Annotated in this window: 17 protein-coding genes; 6 read left to right on the forward strand and 11 right to left on the reverse strand. The window is 64.4% G+C overall.

Annotated features, from left to right (window positions below):
* Positions 1–19 precede the first annotated feature (19 nt).
* Positions 20–1,855, forward strand: coding sequence for an ATP-dependent DNA helicase RecQ (recQ, locus tag AB5Y94_RS12440; RefSeq protein WP_017764853.1), 1,836 nt, complete (start codon positions 20–22; stop codon positions 1,853–1,855).
* Between the two features lie 92 nt (positions 1,856–1,947).
* Here the strand turns inward: recQ and AB5Y94_RS12445 are convergent, their stop codons facing one another.
* Positions 1,948–2,247 carry a cytochrome c gene (locus tag AB5Y94_RS12445; RefSeq protein ID WP_017764852.1) on the reverse strand — a complete coding sequence of 100 codons (300 nt, stop codon included), beginning with the start codon at positions 2,245–2,247 and terminating at the stop codon, positions 1,948–1,950.
* A 103-nt stretch (positions 2,248–2,350) separates the two neighbouring features.
* On the opposite strand from AB5Y94_RS12445, the gene AB5Y94_RS12450 reads away from it, so the two are divergent.
* From AB5Y94_RS12450 to AB5Y94_RS12460, 3 genes are all read left to right on the forward strand, one after another.
* Positions 2,351–3,778 carry a YdiU family protein gene (locus AB5Y94_RS12450; protein ID WP_368205647.1) on the forward strand — a complete coding sequence of 476 codons (1,428 nt, stop codon included), beginning with the start codon at positions 2,351–2,353 and terminating at the stop codon, positions 3,776–3,778.
* A 10-nt stretch (positions 3,779–3,788) separates the two neighbouring features.
* Positions 3,789–4,076, forward strand: a complete 288-nt coding sequence (locus AB5Y94_RS12455) for a DUF3630 family protein (protein ID WP_026141327.1) — start codon at positions 3,789–3,791, stop codon at positions 4,074–4,076.
* A 132-nt stretch (positions 4,077–4,208) separates the two neighbouring features.
* Positions 4,209–4,883 (forward strand): 7-cyano-7-deazaguanine/7-aminomethyl-7-deazaguanine transporter, encoded by a 675-nt coding sequence (locus tag AB5Y94_RS12460; RefSeq protein ID WP_010635778.1) that lies wholly within the window; start codon positions 4,209–4,211, stop codon positions 4,881–4,883.
* 270 nt (positions 4,884–5,153) lie between these two features.
* Here AB5Y94_RS12460 and rraA read toward each other — a convergent pair whose 3' ends face one another.
* On the reverse strand, positions 5,154–5,639 hold the full coding sequence (gene rraA / locus AB5Y94_RS12465; RefSeq protein WP_005306574.1) for a ribonuclease E activity regulator RraA: 486 nt from the start codon (positions 5,637–5,639) through the stop codon (positions 5,154–5,156).
* 146 nt (positions 5,640–5,785) lie between these two features.
* Between rraA and AB5Y94_RS12470 the strand changes: the two genes are divergently transcribed.
* Positions 5,786–7,639, forward strand: a complete 1,854-nt coding sequence (locus tag AB5Y94_RS12470) for a methyl-accepting chemotaxis protein (protein WP_274181803.1) — start codon at positions 5,786–5,788, stop codon at positions 7,637–7,639.
* Between the two features lie 57 nt (positions 7,640–7,696).
* On the opposite strand, the gene mgtE is transcribed toward AB5Y94_RS12470, so the two are convergent.
* The 6 genes from mgtE to AB5Y94_RS12500 all read right to left on the reverse strand — a co-directional run bounded on the left by mgtE (position 7,697) and on the right by AB5Y94_RS12500 (position 15,618).
* Positions 7,697–9,121 (reverse strand): magnesium transporter, encoded by a 1,425-nt coding sequence (mgtE, locus tag AB5Y94_RS12475; protein ID WP_368205649.1) that lies wholly within the window; start codon positions 9,119–9,121, stop codon positions 7,697–7,699.
* Between the two features lie 132 nt (positions 9,122–9,253).
* Complete coding sequence (gene cysG, locus AB5Y94_RS12480; RefSeq protein ID WP_368205651.1) at positions 9,254–10,660, reverse strand: siroheme synthase CysG; 1,407 nt, start codon at positions 10,658–10,660, stop codon at positions 9,254–9,256.
* A 12-nt stretch (positions 10,661–10,672) separates the two neighbouring features.
* Entirely contained in the window at positions 10,673–11,485 is an 813-nt protein-coding gene (gene nirC / locus AB5Y94_RS12485; protein ID WP_368205652.1) for a nitrite transporter NirC, read from the reverse strand.
* A gap of 51 nt (positions 11,486–11,536) precedes the next feature.
* Positions 11,537–11,854, reverse strand: coding sequence for a nitrite reductase small subunit NirD (nirD, locus tag AB5Y94_RS12490; RefSeq protein ID WP_368205654.1), 318 nt, complete (start codon positions 11,852–11,854; stop codon positions 11,537–11,539).
* Complete coding sequence (nirB, locus tag AB5Y94_RS12495; protein ID WP_368205656.1) at positions 11,854–14,400, reverse strand: nitrite reductase large subunit NirB; 2,547 nt, start codon at positions 14,398–14,400, stop codon at positions 11,854–11,856. The genes nirD and nirB overlap by 1 nt, the downstream gene beginning before the upstream one ends.
* Positions 14,401–14,706: 306 nt before the next feature.
* Positions 14,707–15,618: a LysR family transcriptional regulator gene (locus AB5Y94_RS12500; protein ID WP_206220919.1), complete on the reverse strand. Its 912-nt coding sequence runs from the start codon at positions 15,616–15,618 to the stop codon at positions 14,707–14,709.
* A 168-nt stretch (positions 15,619–15,786) separates the two neighbouring features.
* Here AB5Y94_RS12500 and AB5Y94_RS12505 point away from each other — a divergent pair, with 168 nt between their 5' ends.
* On the forward strand, positions 15,787–17,211 hold the full coding sequence (locus AB5Y94_RS12505) for an MFS transporter (protein WP_368205658.1): 1,425 nt from the start codon (positions 15,787–15,789) through the stop codon (positions 17,209–17,211).
* Between the two features lie 88 nt (positions 17,212–17,299).
* On the opposite strand, the gene hslU is transcribed toward AB5Y94_RS12505, so the two are convergent.
* From hslU to AB5Y94_RS12520, 3 genes are all read right to left on the reverse strand, one after another.
* Complete coding sequence (hslU, locus tag AB5Y94_RS12510; RefSeq protein ID WP_005306542.1) at positions 17,300–18,628, reverse strand: HslU--HslV peptidase ATPase subunit; 1,329 nt, start codon at positions 18,626–18,628, stop codon at positions 17,300–17,302.
* Between the two features lie 66 nt (positions 18,629–18,694).
* A complete protein-coding gene (gene hslV, locus AB5Y94_RS12515) occupies positions 18,695–19,228 on the reverse strand; it encodes an ATP-dependent protease subunit HslV (protein WP_017779534.1) in 534 nt (177 codons plus the stop codon).
* A gap of 186 nt (positions 19,229–19,414) precedes the next feature.
* The gene (locus tag AB5Y94_RS12520; protein ID WP_017784188.1) at positions 19,415–20,254 is read right to left on the reverse strand and encodes an SPOR domain-containing protein; all 840 of its coding nucleotides are present in this window, start codon (positions 20,252–20,254) and stop codon (positions 19,415–19,417) included.
* Positions 20,255–20,257: the final 3 nt, after the last annotated feature.

The following is a 20,257-nucleotide window of genomic DNA, read 5'->3' on the forward strand; positions in this document are numbered from 1 at the left end:
CGACCCCAAAGGAGAGCCCATGACCGTCATTGCCGAAACCCTGCCTGACCCTCAGCCAGAGAACCCCCTTGCCCTGTTGCAGGCGGTGTTCGGCTATCAGCAGTTTCGGCCGGGTCAGCTCGAGATCATCGAGCAGATCGTGGCGGGACGCGATGCGCTGGTGCTCAAACCCACCGGCGGCGGCAAGTCGCTCTGCTACCAGATCCCGGCACTGCTGCGGCCCGGGCTCGGGGTGGTGGTCTCCCCCCTCATCTCGTTGATGAAGGATCAGGTGGACAGCCTGCGCGCCAACGGCGTGGCGGCGGTCTACATCAACTCGGCCCTGAGCCGGGAGGAGATGATCCAGAACTTTGCCGCCATGCGGCGCGGCGAGATAAAAATCGTCTACGTCTCTCCCGAACGCCTGCTGCAGCACGAATTCATGGACCGGCTGGCGGAGCTGCCGCTCGGCCTGTTCGCCATCGACGAGGCGCACTGCGTCTCCCAGTGGGGACACGATTTTCGGCCGGAGTATGCGGCGCTGGGGCGGCTCAAGCAGTGGTTCCCCCAGGTGCCCGTGGTGGCACTCACCGCCACCGCCGACGAGGCGACCCGCAGCGACATGCTGCACCGGTTGGAACTGAACGATCCCTTTATCCACACCGCCAGTTTCGACCGGCCCAATATCCGCTATAGCCTGGTGGAGAAGTTCAAGGCGGCCGAGCAGCTGTTGCGCTACGTGCAGAGCCAGAAGGGTAACTGCGGTATCGTCTACTGCTCCAGCCGCAACCGGGTGGAGGAGGTGGCCGAGCGGCTCTCCCGTCACGGCTGCAAGGCAGCTCCCTATCATGCCGGCCTGCCCCTCGAACTGCGCCAGCAGACCCAGGAGGCCTTCCTCAAGGATGACATCGAGATAGTGGTGGCGACGGTGGCGTTCGGCATGGGGATCGACAAGCCCAACGTGCGCTTCGTGGTGCACTACGACATCCCGAAGAACATCGAATCCTACTATCAGGAGACCGGCCGTGCCGGCCGCGATGGCACCCCCGCCGAGGCGCTGCTGCTCTACGATCCCGCCGACATCGGGCGGGTGCGCCGGCTGCTCGACAACATCGAAAACCCCCAGCAGCTGCAGGTGGAGCAGTACAAGCTCAACGTGATGGCGGCCTTCGCCGAGGCGCAGACCTGCCGCCGTCAGGTGCTGCTCAACTACTTCGGCGAGTACAACGACAAGCCGTGCGGCAACTGCGATATCTGCCTCGATCCGCCCCAGAGCTATGACGGTACCGAAGATGCCCAGAAGGCGCTCTCCTGCGTCTGGCGGGTGGGGCAGAACTTCGGGGTGGGCTATGTGGTGGAGGTGCTGCGCGGTTCGCTGAACCAGCGCATCAAGGATCACGGTCACGACAAGCTGTCGACCTATGGCATCGGCAAGGATCAGAGCCACGAATACTGGATGAGCGTGATCCGCCAGCTGATCCACAAGGGGCTGCTGACCCAGAACATCACCCGCAACCTGGTGTTGCAGCTGACCGAGGCGGCCCGCCCCGTGCTGCGCGGCGAGGTGAAGCTGGAACTGGCGGTGCCGCGGCTGCAGCCCATCTCCAGCCGCAAGGAGAAGCGCAGCGGCCTGCTCGACAACGCCAACTACGACAAGCGGCTGTTCAAGGAGCTGCGTGCCCTGCGCAAGCAGATCGCCGAGGACGAAGAGGTGCCGCCCTACGTGGTGTTCAACGACGCGACCCTGGTGGAGATGGCGCAGCTCATGCCGATGACGGAAGACGAAATGCTGGCGATCAACGGCGTCGGCCACCGCAAGCTGGAGCGCTTCGGCGAAGCCTTTATGGACCTTATCATCGACTACTGCCGGCGCTAGGGTTGATTAGCGAAGCATCATCGACCCGGCAGACTCTGGCCGGGAGAGTGGCACATCAGGGGGGAAGGCGCCCATTATCCGGACGCCGTGAATTATTTCAGGCTGGCGTAATAGGCCGCCAGGTTCTCCATGTCGGCATCGGTGAGCGGGGCCATGAAGGGCACCATCAAAGGTTCCTTGCGGCGGCCATCCTTGAAAGCCTTCAGCTGTTTCACCAGATAGGCGGCGTTTTGTCCCGCCAGATGGGGATAGTTGGGGACAAGGGCTCTGCCTTCGACCCCATGACAGGCGGCGCAGACGGCAGCCTTGGTCTTGCCTGCCTCGACATCGGCCGCCTGGGCCGGCCCCCACAACAACAGCAACAGGGGCAGGGCGCCCAACCATCTTTGCATCTTCTTCTCCTTGAAATGAAATAGCGCATCGCCCGTTAGCCACTGCTGGCCGACGGCGGTATAAAGAGTGACACGAGAATACGCAGGGACGAACCGCACCACCATGAAGCTGATCAACACTTTTGCCACCGAACTGCCCTGGGCCTGCGAGCCCGTTGCCCCCCAGCCATTGCATGCTCCCGGCCTGCTGCACCTCAACCGTGCGCTGCTCGGCGAGCTGGGGCTGGGGACGGTGAGCGAGGCCGACTGGCTGGCCTGCTGTGGCCATGGCCAGCCCTTGCCCGGCATGCAGCCGGTGGCCCAGGTCTATGCGGGCCACCAATTCGGCGGCTACAGCCCGCGTCTCGGCGATGGCCGTGCCCTGCTGCTGGGGGAGCAGCAGGCACCGGATGGCAGCCGCTGGGACCTGCACCTGAAAGGGGCGGGCAAGACCCCTTTCTCCCGGTTCGGCGATGGCCGTGCCGTGCTGCGATCCAGCATTCGCGAGTATCTGGCCTCCGAGGCGCTGCATGCCCTCGGCATCCCCACCACCCGGGCACTGGTGCTGGTGGGCAGCCAGGAGCCGGTTTACCGCGAACAGGTGGAGACAGGCGCGACTGTGCTGCGCACCGCCCCGAGTCATCTGCGCTTCGGTCACTTCGAGTATTTCGCCTGGAGCGGGCAGGGGGAGAAGATCCCGGCCCTTATCGACTATGCGCTGCGTCATCATTTCCAGGAGCTTGCGAACGGGGCCGAGCTGTTTGCCGAGGTGGTGCGCCGCACCGCGCGGCTCATCGCCAAGTGGCAGGCGGCAGGCTTCTGCCACGGGGTGATGAACACCGACAACATGTCGCTGCTCGGGCTGACCCTGGATTACGGCCCCTACGGCTTCATCGATGCCTATGTGCCGGACTTTGTCTGCAACCACTCGGATCCGGGTGGTCGCTATGCGCTGGATCAGCAGCCGGCGGTCGGCTACTGGAACCTGCAGAAGTTGGCCCAGGCGCTGGCCGGTCACGTCGATGGCGACGCGCTGGCGTCGGCCCTGGCTCAGTACGAGCACCAGCTGATGCTGCACTATTCCGAGCTGATGCGCGCCAAGCTGGGGCTGGCGGTGTGGGAAGAGGAGGATCCGGCGCTGTTTCGCGAGCTGTTCAGGCTGCTGGCGGCGCACAAGGTGGATTACCACCTGTTCCTGCGTCGGCTGGGGGCGCTGACCGTTCAGGGCGATTGGCCCGCCAGCCTGCTGGCCCTGCTGCCTGACCCTGCCGCCTGGCAAGGGTGGCTTGAGGCCTATCGGGCGCGCCTCTCCCGGGAGGGGAGCGAGGATGCTGTGCGCAAGGGGCAGATGGATGCGGTCAATCCCAAGTATGTGCTGCGCAACGCGCTGGCCCAGCGGGTGATCGAGGCTGCCGAGCGAGGAGACATGGCGCCGTTCGAGCGGCTGTTTGCGGCCCTGCAGCATCCCTATGATGAACAACCCGAGTACGAGGATCTCGCCACTCCGTCCCCCGCATGGTATTGCGGTGGCGAGCTCTCTTGCAGCAGTTGAGGAGCAGCCGATGAACTGGTGTATCGCTAAGATAGACAGGGAGGCCGGGGTGGTGACGCTGGTGCACCCCGCGCTCGACTGGGACAGCTTTCCAACCCTGGCCGATGCCCTGTTGCAGGAGTGGGAGCTGGTGGCGCTCGAGCGTGAGTGCGGCGCCGATCGTCACAGCTGGCTGCTGGAGTTCGAGGGGAGCCGCTTTCGGCTTGAGTACGAACACTACAGCGGCTGCTGGCTGGCGGCGGAGCAGCCGGCCGATGCCGAGGTGTTGCTCTGGCTGGCCCGCCAGCATCAGGGCTGAGCAGGCGCCGCAGCCTCAACCCACCGCATAAAGATTGAACTATCAATTTGGGGGCGTATAATCTCGCCCCTCAATTATCGCCAATGGTGGCGGTATGGGTTCCCTAACCCCATTAACCAAAAAGGTCACAATATGAATCTGACCCCTGCTCAGCACCAGACGGCGCTGGTGCGCCTCTCGTTGTTCCACATCCTGATCATTGCCAGCAGCAACTATCTGGTGCAGCTGCCGATCACCATTTTCGGCTTCCATACCACCTGGGGTGCCTTCAGCTTCCCGTTCATCTTTCTGGCCACCGATCTGACGGTGCGGATCTTCGGTGCCGGCCTGGCGCGCAAGATCATCCAGACCGTGATGTTGCCGGCGCTGGCCATCTCCTATGCGCTGTCGGTGCTGTTCTTCGAGGGCAGCTTCCAGGGCGTTGGCAATCTGGCCGAGTTCAACCTGTTCGTGGCACGTATCGCCCTGGCCAGCTTTATGGCCTATCTGGTGGGCCAGTTCATGGACGTGGTGGTGTTCAACCGGCTGCGGCTGCTGAAAGCCTGGTGGGTGGCACCGGCCGCCTCCACCCTGTTCGGCAATCTGGTGGATACCATCACCTTCTTCACCATCGCCTTCTGGCGCAGCACGGATCCCTTCATGGCCGAACACTGGGTCGAGATCGCAACCGTGGACTACGTGTTCAAGCTGCTGATAAGCCTGGGATTGTTTGTGCCGCTCTACGGCGTGCTACTGCGTTATCTCAGCCGCAAGCTGGTGGGTGAGGCTGGTTTGAGCGGCCTGCAAACGGCCACACGGCAAGCCTGACGACATTGACCACCCCGAGGGGTGGTCAATTTTTTTGCATTTATGGCAAATAAGGGTTGCTTAGTTAAATGAGAATGATTATTGTTAACTTGTTTTCCGGGAAAGACTTCATTCGTTCCAACGTGATGGACTTCTTGTGAAGGCACGACATTGCTCACATTGCTTCCAGTTAAGGGGCCAGTTTTTACTGGCCCTCTTTTTTTGTCCGCGTCCGGCAGCACGCGGGCATAAAAAATGGGAGCCTTGGCTCCCATTTTCACTCTGCTCTGCTTACTCGATGTCGAGCGCATCGGGGGAGAGGATCACCCCTGTGGTATCGGCGTAGAGGTGGTCGTCCGGCAGGAAGGTGACACCGCCGAAGTTGACCGGCAGATCGGTCTCGCCTACGTCCTTGCTGTCGGCCCCCACCGGAATGGCCGCCAGCGCCTGAATGCCGATATCCAGATCTTCCAGAATGTCGACCTCGCGCACGCAGCCGTAGCAGACGATCCCTTCCCACTCGTTCTCCGCCGCCGTGGTGGCGATCTCGCTGTCGATCAGGGCACGGCGCATGGAACCGCCGCCATCGATCAACAGTACCCGACCAACGCCGTTCTCTTTGACGAGTTCACGGATCAGGCCGTTCGATTCGAAGCATTTGACTGTGGTGATGACGCCGCCGAAGGAGGCGCGGCCGCCGAAGGAGCAGAGCATGGGTTCGAGCACATCCACCATGTCCTGATAGATGTCGCACAGTTCTGAAGTGTTGTATTCCATTGTGTCAAATCCACCGCTGGAAACAGGTGGGATCCAGTATAAGGAGTGGGACTGGCATTTCAATGAATATTCCTTGAACAACAACAGGGATAACGTTTTCTGCATAAGCTCAATGCATGCCACCCCATGTTTGTGAGAGGTTCATCGTGCTCATCCGTCATAAATTGATCCTGAATACCGCGCTGGTCGCCGTGGCCATGCTGGTATTGAGCAGCCTGTTTTTCTACTCCAACCAGGTGAGTCGCCATCTGACCGAGGCCCAGCGCAATGTGGACAGCCTCGAGATCGCCATGCTCAACCTGCGACGAGCGGAGAAAGACTTCCTGATCCGCAAGGATCCGACCTTCGTTGCCCGCTTCAATGAAGTGCTGGCTGACTTTCACCGGCTCAACCAGACCCTGAGCCAGGAGGACAACCTGAGTGCCGTGCAGGGCGAGCTGACCATGCTGGATCAGCAGATGGAGGCCTATGGCAAGGCCTTCAACGAGCTGGTGGTCCAGCAGCAGAAGATCGGGCTGGGGCCGGAAGATGGACTCTACGGTCGCCTGCGGACGGCGGTGCACGAGGTGGAGGAGGGGCTCAAGCAGCTGGATGAGCAGGGACTGCTCATCACCATGCTGCAGCTGCGGCGGGCGGAGAAAGATTTCATGCTGCGCTCCGACATCCAGTATCTGGAGCGCTTCCAGACCCTGCACAAGGATTTCCAGCAGCGGCTGGCAACTCTGCCGGAGACTGAACGCGGCAAGCTGGAGCAGGCCAGCGCACAGTACAAGCAGGACTTCATCGCCCTGGTGCAGGGAATGCAGGTGCTGGGGCTGAATGAGGGGGAAGGGCTGCGCAGCCAGATGCGGGATCTGGTGCACCAGACCGAGCAAGGGTTCGCCGCGGTCGACAAGCACATCGCCGACGAGCTGGTACGGCAGACCTCGCGCCTCAACACCCTGATGCTGGTCTGTGGCGGCGTCATCATAGTGCTGATGGGCATCATGAGCATGCTGCTGGGCCGCAGCATCGATCGCCCCATCTCGCGGGTGAACGACACCGTCAACCGCATCCGGCAGGACAATGACCTGCGCCTCAAGATCGAGCTGCAGGGGGCGGACGAGATGGCGCAGCTGGCGAGCAACCTGGACGTGATGCTGGGAGGTTTTCGCCACCTCATCGGCGACGTGAAGCAGAGCGTGCACACTCTGACCGAGGCGGCGGATCACCTCTCAGGCAACGTTCGCCGCACCAGCGAGGGGGCTGCTCGCCAGCTGCAGGAGACCGACATGGTGGCGACCGCCTCCACCGAGATGGGCTCCACCATAGAGGAGATTGCCCGCAACACCGAGCAGGCCGCCAACAATGCCCAGACCACCAACAACAAGGCGATGGAGGGGCGCAGTGCGGTGGAGAACACCGTCAGCCAGATCCGCTCCCTGGCCGACAACCTGGAGAACTCCTCCCGCGAAGTGGCCCAGCTGCAGCAGGAGAGCGAGACCATCGGCTCTGTGCTGGACGTGATCCGCGGCATTGCCGAGCAGACCAACCTGCTGGCCCTCAACGCGGCCATTGAGGCGGCGCGGGCGGGGGATCAGGGCCGCGGCTTTGCGGTGGTGGCGGACGAGGTGCGCAGCCTCGCCATCCGCACCCAGAAGTCGACCCAGGAGATCGCCGGCATCATCAGCTCGCTGCAGAAGCAGACCGGCAACATAGTGGGCATGATGGCGACCTGCCGCGAGCAGGGCAACAGCAGCTCGGAGCAGGCCAGCATGGCGGGTGAGCTGCTGGAGCAGATCACCCAGGACGTCACCCACATCATGGACATGAGCACCCAGATTGCCGCCGCCATCGAGCAGCAGAGCCTGGTGGCCAACGAGGTGAACCGCAACGTCAACAACATCCGTGACATCGCCCAGGAGTCGAGCCTGATGGCGGAGGAGAACGCCAAATCGAGTCACGGCCTGACCGAGCAGGCCAAGCTGCTCAACCAGGCGGTGGCCAAATACCGGGTATAGCGGCCGCACCGAATGAACAAGGGAGCCATGAAGGCTCCCTTTTTGTTGCAGACCGGATTAAAGCAGGAACAGGGTGGCTAGCCCCAGGAAGATGAAGAAGCCGCCGGTGTCGGTGATGGCGGTGATCATCACGCTGGCGCCCACCGCCGGGTCGCGGCCCAGCCGGCTCATGGTCATGGGGATGATGACCCCCATCAGCGCCGCCACCAGCAGGTTGAGCATCATGGCGAGCGTCATCACGGCGCCCAGCGCCGCATCCTGATAGAGGATGTAGGTGGCGACCCCCATGGTGCCGCCCCAGACCAGGCCGTTGATCAGGGCCACCCCCAGCTCGCGCCACAGCAGGAAGGAGACGTTGCCGGTCTGGATGTGCTGCAGCGCCAGCGCCCGCACTATCATGGTGATGGTCTGGTTGCCGGTGTTTCCGCCGATGCCGGCGACGATGGGCATCAGCGCCGCCAGCGCCACCAGCTGGGAGATGGTGTGCTCGAACAGGCCGATCACCCGCGACGCCACGAAGGCGGTGCAGAGGTTGATGGCGAGCCAGGCCCAGCGAGTCTTGACCGCCTTGGAGACGGGCGCGAACACGTCCTCCTCTTCGCTGATCCCCCCCATCCGGCGCAGGTCGGTGTCGCTCTCCTCATAGACCAGATCCACCACCTCGGCGACGGTGAGGCGGCCCATCAGTTTGCCCCTGGCATCCACCACGGCGGCGGAGACCAGGTCGTCCCGTTCGAAGGTACGGGCGGCGGCCTCATCGTTGTCCTCCGGATCGAAGGTGACCGGATCCTTCTCCATCACGTCGCTCACCCGGATCTCGGGTCTGTGCAGCAACACGGTCGTGAGCGGCAGTTCTCCCTGCAGCCGGTTGCGGCGGTCGATGACGAACAACTTGTCGGTGTTGTCGGGGATCTGGCCGCGCAGGCGCAGGTAGCGTTGCACGGTAGCCAGGGTCACATCCGGACGCACAGTCACCAGGTCGAAGTCCATCATGGCGCCAACCGTGTGCTTGCCGTAGCGGATCACCTCCCGCACCCGATCCCTGTCCATGGGAGCCATGGAGGTGAGCAGCCGCCCCATCAGGTTGCGGGGCAGGTACTGGCCCAGATAGATCTGATCGTCGATGTCGAGGGTGCTCAGGGCATGCAGCAGCTCCTTGTCGCTCATGCCGCTGATGAGGCTGTCCCATACCGTCTCCGAGGCCTCCACCAGGATCTGGCCGTGCTTGTCCGCATCCACCTGTTGCCACAGTACGTGGCGCTCGTCCGGCGGCAGGGACTCCAGCGCATCGGCGATATCGGCGGCGGGTAGGCTGTTGACCAGTCGGGTGAGCTCGCTGGTCTGGTTCCGCAGTTCGGCGTCCTGCTCCCCTTGCGGGTCGAGCAGGCTGTCGGTGAGGGCGTCGTCGGCGAGCAGCAGGGTGAGGATGCGGGCTCTGTCCTGTTCACGCTGCTTGGCGTTGTTCTTGGCGGGGAGAGACATGAAACTGAATTCCTGAATTCGGTGGTCCGGCTGACACACCCCATAGGATACCAGACTCAAAACAAGAGGTTATGACAGTAAATGCAGGAAAAGAAACGCCACCCCTGGGTGGCGTTTGCATATGAGGTGATATCAGGCCGAAGCCAGCGCCCTCTCCGTGGCAGCCCCTTGCCCGAACCAGGCGAGGGAGTCAGCCAGGGTTACCACCGAGCCCACCATTATAAGGGCGGGGCTTTCGACGCCGATGGCCAGCTCGGGCAACTGATCGAGGGTGCCGCGAATGACCCGCTGGCTCGGCTGGGTGCCGCGCTCGATCAGCGCCACCGGGGTGTCGCCCCCCTTGCCGTGGGCCAGCAGCTGCTCGCGGATGGTGGCGCAGGATGAGAGCCCCATGTAGAACACCAGGGTCTGCTTGTCTTTTGCCAGCAGCGGCCAGTCGAGATCCCGGGCGCCCCCCTTGCCGTGGGCGGTGACGAAGCGCACGCTCTGGGCGTGATCGCGGTGGGTCAGCGGAATGCCGGCGTAGGCGGCGCAGCCGCTGGCCGCCGTGATGCCCGGCACTACCTGAAAGCCAACGCCAGTACCAACGAGTGTCTCCAGCTCTTCGCCGCCGCGGCCGAAGATGAAGGGGTCACCTCCCTTCAGTCGCACCACTCGCTGCCCCTTCTTCGCCTCCTCCAGCAGGAGCTGGTTGATCCCCTCCTGAGGTACACAGTGGTTGCCCGCCTGCTTGCCGACGAAGATGCGCTTGGCGTCGCGGCGCACCAGCGCCATCACCTCGTCGGAGACCAGCCGGTCATAGACCACCACATCCGCCTGCTGCATCTGGCGCAGGGCGTGCAGGGTGAGCAGGCCCGGATCGCCGGGGCCGGCACCGACCAGCACCACTTCGCCACCGGTCTGGCTTTCATCGGCAAACAGGGTGTCGGCCAGCTGGTGGGCAGAGGCGCTATCCCCCCGAGCCAGCGCTTGCCCGAGCCGATCCGCCCCGAGCAGCCGCTCCCAGAAGCGGCGCCGCTCCCCCATGCTGGCGAAGCGCGTCTTGACCCGATCCCGCAGGCTGCCGGCAAAGGCCGCCACGGCCCCCAGATGTTGAGGCAGCAGGGCTTCGAGTTTTTCCCGCAGCAGCCGGGCCAGCACCGGGGCCTTGCCGCCGGAGGAGATGGCCACCATCAGGGGCGAGCGGTCGATGATCGACGGCATGATGAAGCTGGAGCGTTTCGGGTCATCCACCACGTTGGCAAAGATCCGCGCCTGATTGGCGCTCTGGTAGACCAGGGCGTTCACCTCGCGCCGATCGGTGGCGGCCACCACCAGCCACTTGCCCGCCAGTTGCGCCGGTGCGAATTCACCGGCCAGCCACTCGATGCTGCCGTTGGCAGCCAGTTCCGCCAGCTCGGGGTCTAGCTCGGGAGCCACGACTGTGAGCTGGGCACCGGCATCCAGCAGCAGGCGCGCCTTGCGCTCCGCTACCTCTCCGCCGCCGACCAGCAGCACGGGTTTGTTGTCGAGTTGGCAAAAAATGGGCAAGTAGTCCATGGGGCCTCCGGATCAGGCGGTTTGGGTCTGGCTGGCGGTGTTGGCGGCGTCGGTCACGGCGACCGGGCGCTCAGCCTTGGGGGTGGCATACCAGTAGCCGAGGCCCATGAAGAGGGCGCCGGAGACGGTGTTGCCCAGGGTCACCCACAGCAGGTTGTGACCGATGCCGTCCAGGGTGTAGGCGTCGGAGTGGGCGCCGAACCAGGAGAGGGCGAACAGGGTCATGTTGGCAACCGAGTGCTCGTAGCCGGAGGCGATAAAGGCCAGCAGGCACCACCAGATGGCGATGAAGCGGGCGGCCCCTTCGGTGCGCAGCGCCATCCAGATGGCGAGGCAGACCAGCCAGTTGCAGAGGATCCCTTTCATGAACAGGGTCAGGGCCGGTGCCTGGGTCTTGGCCAGCGCCACCTTGTGGGCTAGGCTGCCCGCATCCGGCAGCAGGCTGCCGCCGTAGGAGTAGATGAGTGCCACGACCACGGAGCCGAGCAGGTTGCCCGCCCAGGTCTGCGGCAGGATGCGCAGCAGGTCACCCATGGTGATCTTGCCGGTCTTCACCCCGAAGGTGAGGAACATGGTGTGGCCGGTGAACAGCTCGGAGCCGGCGATGATGACCAGGGTCAGGGCGATGCCGAAGGTGGCCCCCATCACCAGCGGTCGCACGGTGGGATCCACCAGGTTGCCCAGGGTGAAGATGAGGATGATGCCCAGGCCCACATAGGCCCCCGCCATGGCGGAGCTGAGCCAGAAGCCGAGCTTGTCGCTGCGCTCGAAGCGGTTGATGCGGGCCGCGTTGGCGGCGCACTTGTTGATGGTTTCGGTATACATCTTTGTTTCCTTCAAGAGGGCCGCCCGCGGGCAGCCCTGATATGCATGGTGTTAGACGGCGACCCAGACCTGCTGGTCGCGTACTTCAACGGGATAGCTCTGTACCGACATCGCAGGGTTGTCGAAACAGTGGCCGTCCCTCAGGCGAAAGCGCTGCTTCTTGAGCGGGCTGGCCACCCAGAGATCACCGTCGTGTTCGCAGATCAGGCCCCGCGACAGCACGTTGGCGGCGAAGAAGGGATCCCGGTTGTCGATGGCGAACACCTCGGCCGCCGCGCTCGGGCGGAACAGGGCGATCTGATACCCCTCGAGCAGAGCGCAGACGCCGGTTCCAGGGAGGATGTCATTGAGTTGGCAGGCTAATTTCATCATTTTTTCTCCACCTCGATCTGGTAGACGGGGATGCGCTCGGCCGGGGTCGCCGGTCTGTGCTGGTCACGCTCGCTGACGAACTGGACGTCCGGGTCGCGCTTGTCGCTGTTGATGAAGTGGCTGAAGCGCTGCAGCGCCTGCTCTTCGTTGAGGGTGCGCGACCATTCGCACTCGTAGCTGTCGATGAGGGTCTGGATATCGCGCTCCAGGGTCTCGGCCAGTCCCAGCTTGTCGTCGACGATCACTTCGCGCAGGTAGTCGACGCCCCCTTCCAGGTTGCCGAGCCAGACCGAGGTGCGCTGCAGTTTGTCGGCGCTGGTGACGTAAAACATCATAAAGCGGTCGATCAGCTTGATGAGGGTCTCGCGGTCGAGGTCAGACGCCAGCAGATCGGCGTGGCGCGGCTTCATGCCGCCGTTGCCGCCCACATAGAGGTTCCAGCCCGCGTCGGTGGCGATGATGCCGACATCCTTGCCCTGTGCTTCCGCACATTCGCGGGTACAGCCGGAGACACCGAACTTCATCTTGTGGGGGGTGCGAATGCCCTTGTAGCGGTTCTCTAGGAAGACCCCAAGGCCGACGCTGTCCTGCACGCCGAAGCGGCACCAGGTGCTGCCGACGCAGGTCTTGGCCATGCGCAGCGCCTTGGCGTAGGCCTGACCGGTCTCGAAGCCCGCCGCCAGCAGCTTGCGCCAGATGGCGGGCAGATCATCCTTCTGGGCCCCGAACAGGCCGATGCGCTGGGCGCCGGTGATCTTGGTGTAGAGCTTGTAGTCGCGAGCCACTTCGGCCACCGCCAGCAGCCCTTCCGGGGTCACCTCGCCACCGGCCATGCGCGGGATGACGGAGTAGGTACCGTCCTTTTGCATGTTGCCGAGGAAGATGTCGTTAGTGTCTTGCAGAGGTGTGTTGAGCGGGCTCAGCACGTAGTCGTTCCAGCAGGAGGCGAGGATGGAGCCGACCGTCGGTTTGCACACCTCGCAGCCATGGCCGTGACCGTGCTTGGCCAGCAGCTCGTCGAAGCTCTTGATCCCCTCCACCTTGACCAGGTGGAACAGCTCCTGACGGGAGTAGGGGAAGTGGCCGCAGAGGTGGTTGTTGACCTCGATGCCCTGCTTCACCAGCTCGGCGTTGAGCACCTGGCTGATGAGGGGCACGCAGCCGCCGCAGCCGGTGCCGGCCTTGGTGTGCTGCTTGATGGCGGCGAGTGTGGTGTGCCCCTCGGCCACCGCCTGGGCGATGTCGCCCTTGGAGACGTCGAAGCAGGAGCAGATCTGGGCGCTCTCCGGCAGGGCATCCACCCCCAGGGTCGGTTTGGCCCCGGCGTAGGCGGGCAGGATCAGGGTGTCCGGGTGGCTCGGCAGCGGCAGGGCGTTGAGCATCATCTGCAGCAGGTTGCCGTAATCCTCCACGTCACCCACCAGCACGGCGCCGAGCAGGCGGCTGTTGTCTTCGCTCACCACGATCTTCTTGTAGACACCGGCTTGGTCGTCCTGGAACACATAGCTGTGGCTGCCCGGGGTGCGGCCGTGGGCATCGCCGATGGAGCCGACGGAGACGCCGAGCAGCTTGAGCTTGGCGCTCATGTCGGCCCCCTCGAAGTGGCTGTCGCCGCCCTGCAGGTGGTCGACGGTGATCTGGGCCATCTTGTAGCCCGGCGCCACCAGGCCGAAGAAGCGGCCCTGCCAGGCGGCGCACTCGCCGATGGCATAGATGTCGGGGTCGGAGGTGAGACAGTGATCGTCGATAACGATGCCGCCGCGCTCGGCGATGGCCAGATCGCCGTAGCGGCCGAGGGTGTCTTGCGGGCGGATGCCGGTGGAGAAGACCACTACGTCCACTTCAAGCAGGCTGCCGTCGGCGAAGGCGAGGCGGTGTTTCGCCTGTTCGCCGCCATGCATCAGGATCTCGCTGGTGCTCTTGCTGGTGTGCACCTGCACGCCCATGGATTCGATCTTGCGGCGCAGCAGCTGGCCGCCCTGACCGTCGAGCTGCTCGGCCATCAGTACCGGGGCAAACTCCACCACATGGGTCTCGAGGCCCAGTGCCTTGAGGGCGCCGGCGGCTTCCAGGCCAAGCAGGCCGCCCCCGATCACCACGCCGCTCTTGCCGCTCTTGGCCGCGCTGCGGATGGCTTTGAGATCCTCGATGGTGCGGTAGACGAAGCACTCGTGGTGCTGACTGCCCTGAATGGGCGGCACCCAGGGGTAGGAGCCGGTGGCCAGCACCAGCTTGTCGTAACCGACCACAGTGCCCTTGTTGGAGTGCACTTCGCGGTTGGCCCTGTCGATTTTTTTCACCGCTTCACCGAGCAGCAACCGAATGCCGTGCTTGTCGTAGAAACCGGGTTTGACGAGGGAGAGATCTTCGCTGGTGTGGTGGGAGAAGTAGGAGGAGAGATGGACGCGATCGTAGGCGGGACGGGGTTCTGCACCGAAGACGGTGATCTCGTAGCGGTCCGGGTCGGCCCGCTCGATCAACTCTTCGATGAAGCGGTGCCCCACCATGCCGTTGCCCACAACGACCAGTCTGACTTTGCTCATGATTGCCTCTAGTTTGGAGTAATAAAACATCATTCTGAGGCTAGGCTACCCAGTCGGCAGGGGCGGGCGATTGATGCAAATCAAGTGTCTATTTATATATCTCCTCAGGGGTAATTCCTGATAATTCAAAGCTATACATAAATAGGTATACCAGTGGTGCAATTGGTTATGGCGTGGGGATCGGGGCCAGCGTCGCAGGGGCTGCCTGGCTAATCCCGCAAAGAAATGCCCATACCGTCAAAAAGCGTGAAAAATTCCTTCATGGGATGACGGCAGCCATGGGTAGCCAGCAGAACCGGGGGCGCGTCAGGGAAGGGGGCGGTAAGGCTCCTGGGCGCAGATATCGCGAATGAGGGTGCGCAGCCAGCGGTGGGCCGGATCCGCGTCCAGCCTGGGGTGCCAGAGCAGGGCGACCCGGATCGCTGGTAGCACGAAGGGCAGGGGACGAACAACCAGATCCCCCAGCAGGGCGGCACAATGACGTTCAGGCACAGTGGCCACCAGATCGCTGCCGCGCACCAGCGCCAGCGCGGTGGCAAAGCCGGGCACCAGGGTGGCGACGGTGCGCGAGAGCCCCTGCTTGGCCAGCGCCTCATCGACCGGGCTGTGGGGTTGGCCACGGCGGGACACCAGCACGTGGCGCGCCCCGGCGTAGCGGCTGGCGGTGAGCGGGCCGTCGCAGAGCGGATGACCGGGGCGCAGCACGGCGACGAAGTGGTCTTGAAACAGGGCCTGGGTACGCAGCTCGGGCGCCGTGGTGGCGCTGATGACCCCGGTCTCGAAATCCAGCTCGCCGCTGCGCAAGGGGCCGCTCTCCTTGTCCGGCTTGGCCAGAAAGTGGAGCCGTACTCCGGGGGCCTCGGCGGCGAGCCGGCTCAGCAGGGCGGCGCCGAACAGTTCCACCAGCCCCTCGCTGGCGCGCAGGGTGAAGGTGCGCTCCAGCCGCGCCGGGTCGACCTCCTGCCGGGGGCTCAGCATGCTCTCTGCCTCCTGCACCAGCCGGCCGACCTGCTCGCGCAGCAGCAACGCCCGAGGGGTGGGCACCAGGCCGCGGCCGGCCCGTACCAGCAGCGGGTCGCCGGTGGTCTCCCGCAATCTTGCCAGGGCCCGGCTCATGGCGGAGGGGCTCAAGCCCAGTCGTCTGGCGGCGCCCGCCACGCTGCCTTCGTCCAGCAGGGCATCCAGGGTGATCAGCAGGTTGAGGTCGGGAGTGCTCATGTGCATGCCTTCATCGGAGTGGGAGCAGAGGGGCCAGCTTCATCATACCCGAGAACGGGCACCCTCATATGGCGTTCGCTGCATTGATAAGCTGCAACTGGTGCGTCTTCCGCCTGCTCACCGGCCCCACTAGCCTTGTCGTCATCACCCCTATGTGGAGCCCAGCTCATGTCAACACCAACCCATTTCCCGCCCCTGGCGGCGCCTCGTCTCGGTCTGCTGGCGCTTGGCCTCGCCACCCTGTTGCCCATGCTGGCGGCCAGCATGGGCGGCATCTTGCTGCCGGCATTGGGGGCAGCCTTTCATCAGCCCTTCGCCACCTTGCAATGGGTGCTGGTGGCTTACCTGCTGGGGCTCACCTGCCTGACAGTGGTGGCCGGCCGGCTGGGTGACAGGTTCGGCCGGCGTCGGCTGCTGCTCTGGGGCATGGGGGGATTTGCGCTGGCCTCCCTGCTCTGCGCGCTGGCACCGACCATCGGCTGGTTGATCGTCGCCCGGGCACTGCAGGGGGCGAGTGCGGCCTGCATGCTGACGCTGTCGCTGGCCATGGTGGGGCAGCTGGTGTCGCCGGCCAGACGGGGCTGGAGCATGGGATTGCTCGGCACCCTGTCTGCCTGCGGTACGGCGCTGGGCCCCTCGTTTGGCGGCCTGCTGCTGGAGGTGGCGGGCTGGCAGGCTGCCTTCCTGGCGCTGCTACCCTTCGGCCTGCTGGCGCTGCTCTGTGCCCGTGCCGGTCTGCCCGATGACGGGGCGAGCGGGCAGGGGGCACGACTCAACCTGGCCAGCCTGGGGTGGTTGCTGGTGACGCTGCTGGGCTATGGGCTGGCTCTCACTACGACAGGCGTCCCGGCCCTCTGGCTTGGGGGCGGGGCGCTGCTGGCCGCCGCCTGGCTGATGCGCAGCGAACTGGGCTCCCCCGCTCCTCTGTTGCCGTTGGCGTTGCTGCGAACCCGGCGGCTGCGCGGCGCTCTGGCGGCCAGTACGCTGGTGGCCGGGGTGATGGTGGCGACCCTGCTGATCGGTCCCTTCTATCTGCAGGGGGTATTCGGGCTCGGCCCGCTGACCAGCGGGCTGCTTATCTCGGGTGGACCCCTGCTAGCGGCACTGAGCGGGATGCCAGCCGGCTGGCTGGTGGACAGGATCGGCGCCATCACAGTGGTGCGACTGGGCTTGCTGCTGATGAGCGCGGCGGTGGTGGTGCTGGCCACCCTGGGCAGCAGCGGGGCCCCGATGGGATACCTGCTGCCCGTGTTGCTGTTGACTGCCGGTTACGCCCTGTTCCAGACCGCCAACAACAGCCTGGTGATCGGCGCCGCCGACGAACAGACCCGTGGCGCCGTGGCCGGGTTGCTGACCCTGGCGCGCAATCTGGGCCAGCTGACGGGGGCGGCGGGGCTGGGGGCCCTGTTTGCCGCCCTGGCGGGAGACGGCAATCCGGCCGTCGCCAGCGCGAGCGAGCTGGCGTTCGCCATGCGGGCCACCTTCGCCCTGACGGCTCTGCTGCTGCTGACTGCACTCTGGCTGGCGGGAAGAGGTGAAGGCGATGTGCCGGGCAATGCGACCCGGGAAGGCTGCGAGCTGGGAGGGCGCTGAAAACGAAGACGCCTCCACAGGGGAGGCGTCTTGCTACGGGGTTGAGCAGGATATTAAACCGCTCGGATCCTCGTCTTCGATCAAGCTGTTACAGGATAAAGCGGCTCAAATCCTCGTCTTCAATCAGCTTGCCGAGGTGGGCGTTGACGTAGTCGGTGTTGATGACAAAGGTCTCGCCGGACTTCTCGGAGGCGTCGTAGGAGATGTCTTCCATCAGGCGTTCCATCACGGTGTGCAGACGGCGGGCGCCGATGTTCTCGGTGCGCTCGTTGACCTGCCAGGCCGCTTCGGCCAGGCGGCGGATACCGTCCTGGGTGAACTCGATGTTGACCCCTTCGGTGGCCATCAGCGCCTTGTATTGATCGGTCAGGGAGGCGTTCGGCTCGGTCAGGATCCGCTCGAAGTCTTCGGTGGTCAGCGCGGTCAGCTCGACCCGGATCGGCAGACGGCCCTGCAGCTCGGGGATCAGGTCGGACGGCTTGGCGATCTGGAAGGCGCCGGAGGCGACGAACAGGATATGGTCGGTCTTGACCATGCCGTGCTTGGTGTTGACGGTGCAGCCCTCGACCAGCGGCAGCAGGTCGCGCTGAACCCCTTCACGGGAAACGTCCGGGCCTGAGCTCTCGCCGCGCTTGCAGATCTTGTCGATCTCGTCGAGGAAGACGATGCCGTTGTTCTCGACGGAGGCGATCGCTTTCTGCTTCAGCTCTTCCGGGTTGACCAGGCGGGCGGCTTCCTCTTCGATCAGCGCCTTCATGGCCTCTTTGACCTTGATCTTGCGCTTCTTCTTCTGGTTCTGGCCCAGGTTCTGGAACAGCCCCTGCAGCTGGTTGGCCATCTCTTCCATGCCCGGCGGGGTCATGATCTCGACGCCCATCGGGGAGGCGGAGAGCTCCAGCTCGATCTCCTTGTCATCCAGCTGACCTTCCCGCAGTTTCTTGCGAAAGATCTGGCGGGTGTTGGAGTTGTCGGCTTTCTCTTCCTCGCCCCAGCTGTTGCGCGGGTTGGGCAGCAGGGCGTCGAGGATGCGCTCTTCGGCGGCTTCCTCAGCGCGGTATTTCATCTTTTCCATCTCGGTCTCGCGCACCAGCTTGATGGCGACATCGGTCAGATCGCGGATGATGCTGTCCACTTCCTTGCCCACATAGCCCACTTCGGTGAACTTGGTCGCTTCAACCTTGATGAAGGGGGCATTGGCCAGCTTGGCCAGGCGACGGGCGATCTCGGTCTTGCCGACACCGGTCGGACCGATCATCAGGATGTTCTTCGGGGTCACCTCGTGGCGCATCTCCTCGGAGAGCTGCATCCGGCGCCAGCGGTTGCGCAGGGCCACGGCCACCGCACGCTTGGCGTCGGCTTGACCAATGATGTGTCTGTCCAGCTCGTGGACGATTTCTCTCGGGGTCATCTCGGACATGATGGTGTTCCTGTATCCGGGGCGGGCAGGGCCCACCCCTTGGAAAATGGGGTTTGGCTGGCGGCCTTATTTGGCGGTGTAGTCCAGCACTTCGATGGTGTGGTTGCCGTTGGTGAAGACACAGATGTCGCCCGCAATCTTGAGGGACTTCTCGACGATGCTCTTGGCATCCAGCTCGGTGTTCTCCAGCAGGGCGATGGCGGCGGACTGGGCGAAGTTGCCGCCGCTGCCGATGGCGATGAGATCGTGTTCCGGCTGCACCACGTCACCGTTGCCGGTGATGATGAAGGATTTGTGCTCGTCGGCGACGGCCAGCAGCGCCTCGAGGCGGCGCAGGGCGCGATCGGTGCGCCAGTCTTTGGCTAGCGCCACGGCGGCGCGCTCCAGGTTGCCCTGATGGGCCTGCAGCTTGGCTTCAAAGCGCTCGAGCAGGGTGAAGGCGTCGGCGGTGCCGCCGGCAAAACCTGCCAGCACCTTGCCGTTGTAGAGGCGATGAACCTTGCGGGCGTTGCCCTTCATGACGGTGTTGCCAAGAGAAACCTGGCCATCGCCACCGATGACGACCTGACCGTTGCGGCGAACTGAAACTATGGTAGTCACTTTACTTACCTCGCTTGAGCCGAATGACGGCCTGACTGTGCATGGCAAGAGAGATGGGGATGGCAATCCGGCTTTTCAAGCCTGCGCTCTGGCGCGGCCAACGGGGTTGGCTGGGAGTGGTGGCGACTGGCACCAAAAGAAACAGGGCCGGGTGTTGCCACCAGGCCCTGTTTATGGACGCTGCGATCACCCCTTCTTGGGGATGCAGCCGCTGATGCCAGAGCCCTGCAGCTTGCGGTTGGCTGCATCGGCCGCCGCCTTGCCGCTGAAGGGGCCCACCATCACCTTGTAGACGGCGCCACCGGCCCCGTTCACCACCTGCAGGCTGGAGGAGAGCCCGGCGGTGAAGGCGATGCGCGCCTTGAGGGATTCCGCGGAATCCTGCGAACGCAGGGCGGCGCACTGCATCATGTAGCGCTCGTTGTCAGCCGCGGCAGGCGGGGTCGCCGCCTTGGCCTTGGCGGCCTCAGCCCGTTCCCGCTCCAGTTCGGCGCGCAGCTCCCGCTCCATCCGATCCCGCTCGGCTTTGCGGTCGATCACCTGCTCCTGGGCACTGGCTACCGGCGCGCCGGTCGCCGGCTTGGCCGGTTGTACCGGTTGCGGCTTGTAGGGCTGCACCTGGCCGATGGGGGTTCCAGGCTGGGGAATATTGGTCGGCACCGGCTGCGGCAGCTTCTCCGGCTGCAGGGTCATGGTTTCCGCCGGCGGTGGCGGCAGCACGCCCGGCTGGGGCGGCGGCTCGACGATGTCAACCTGCTTGTTCTCCAGCCGTTCGATGTAGCTCCACTTCTCCTGCGGCAGGCCGTTGCTCTGGGCCTTGGGCTTGTTGGCTTTCACCTGCTCCTCAATGGTGGGGGCGTCGTTGCCCTTGCCACTGATCATGTAGAGGAAGCCGCCGAACCCCGCCAGCAACACCACGGCCAGCAGGGCCGGGATAACAGGAAAGCGGCGAGGTGCCGCTTTCTTGGTGTTGCGACCACCCGCCCGACGTCGCGGGCGGCTGCCGACATAATCCCGGGTCGCCATCTA

Source organism: Aeromonas sp. s5 (assembly GCF_040907865.1).
Classification (GTDB): Bacteria; Pseudomonadota; Gammaproteobacteria; order Enterobacterales; family Aeromonadaceae; genus Aeromonas; species Aeromonas dhakensis.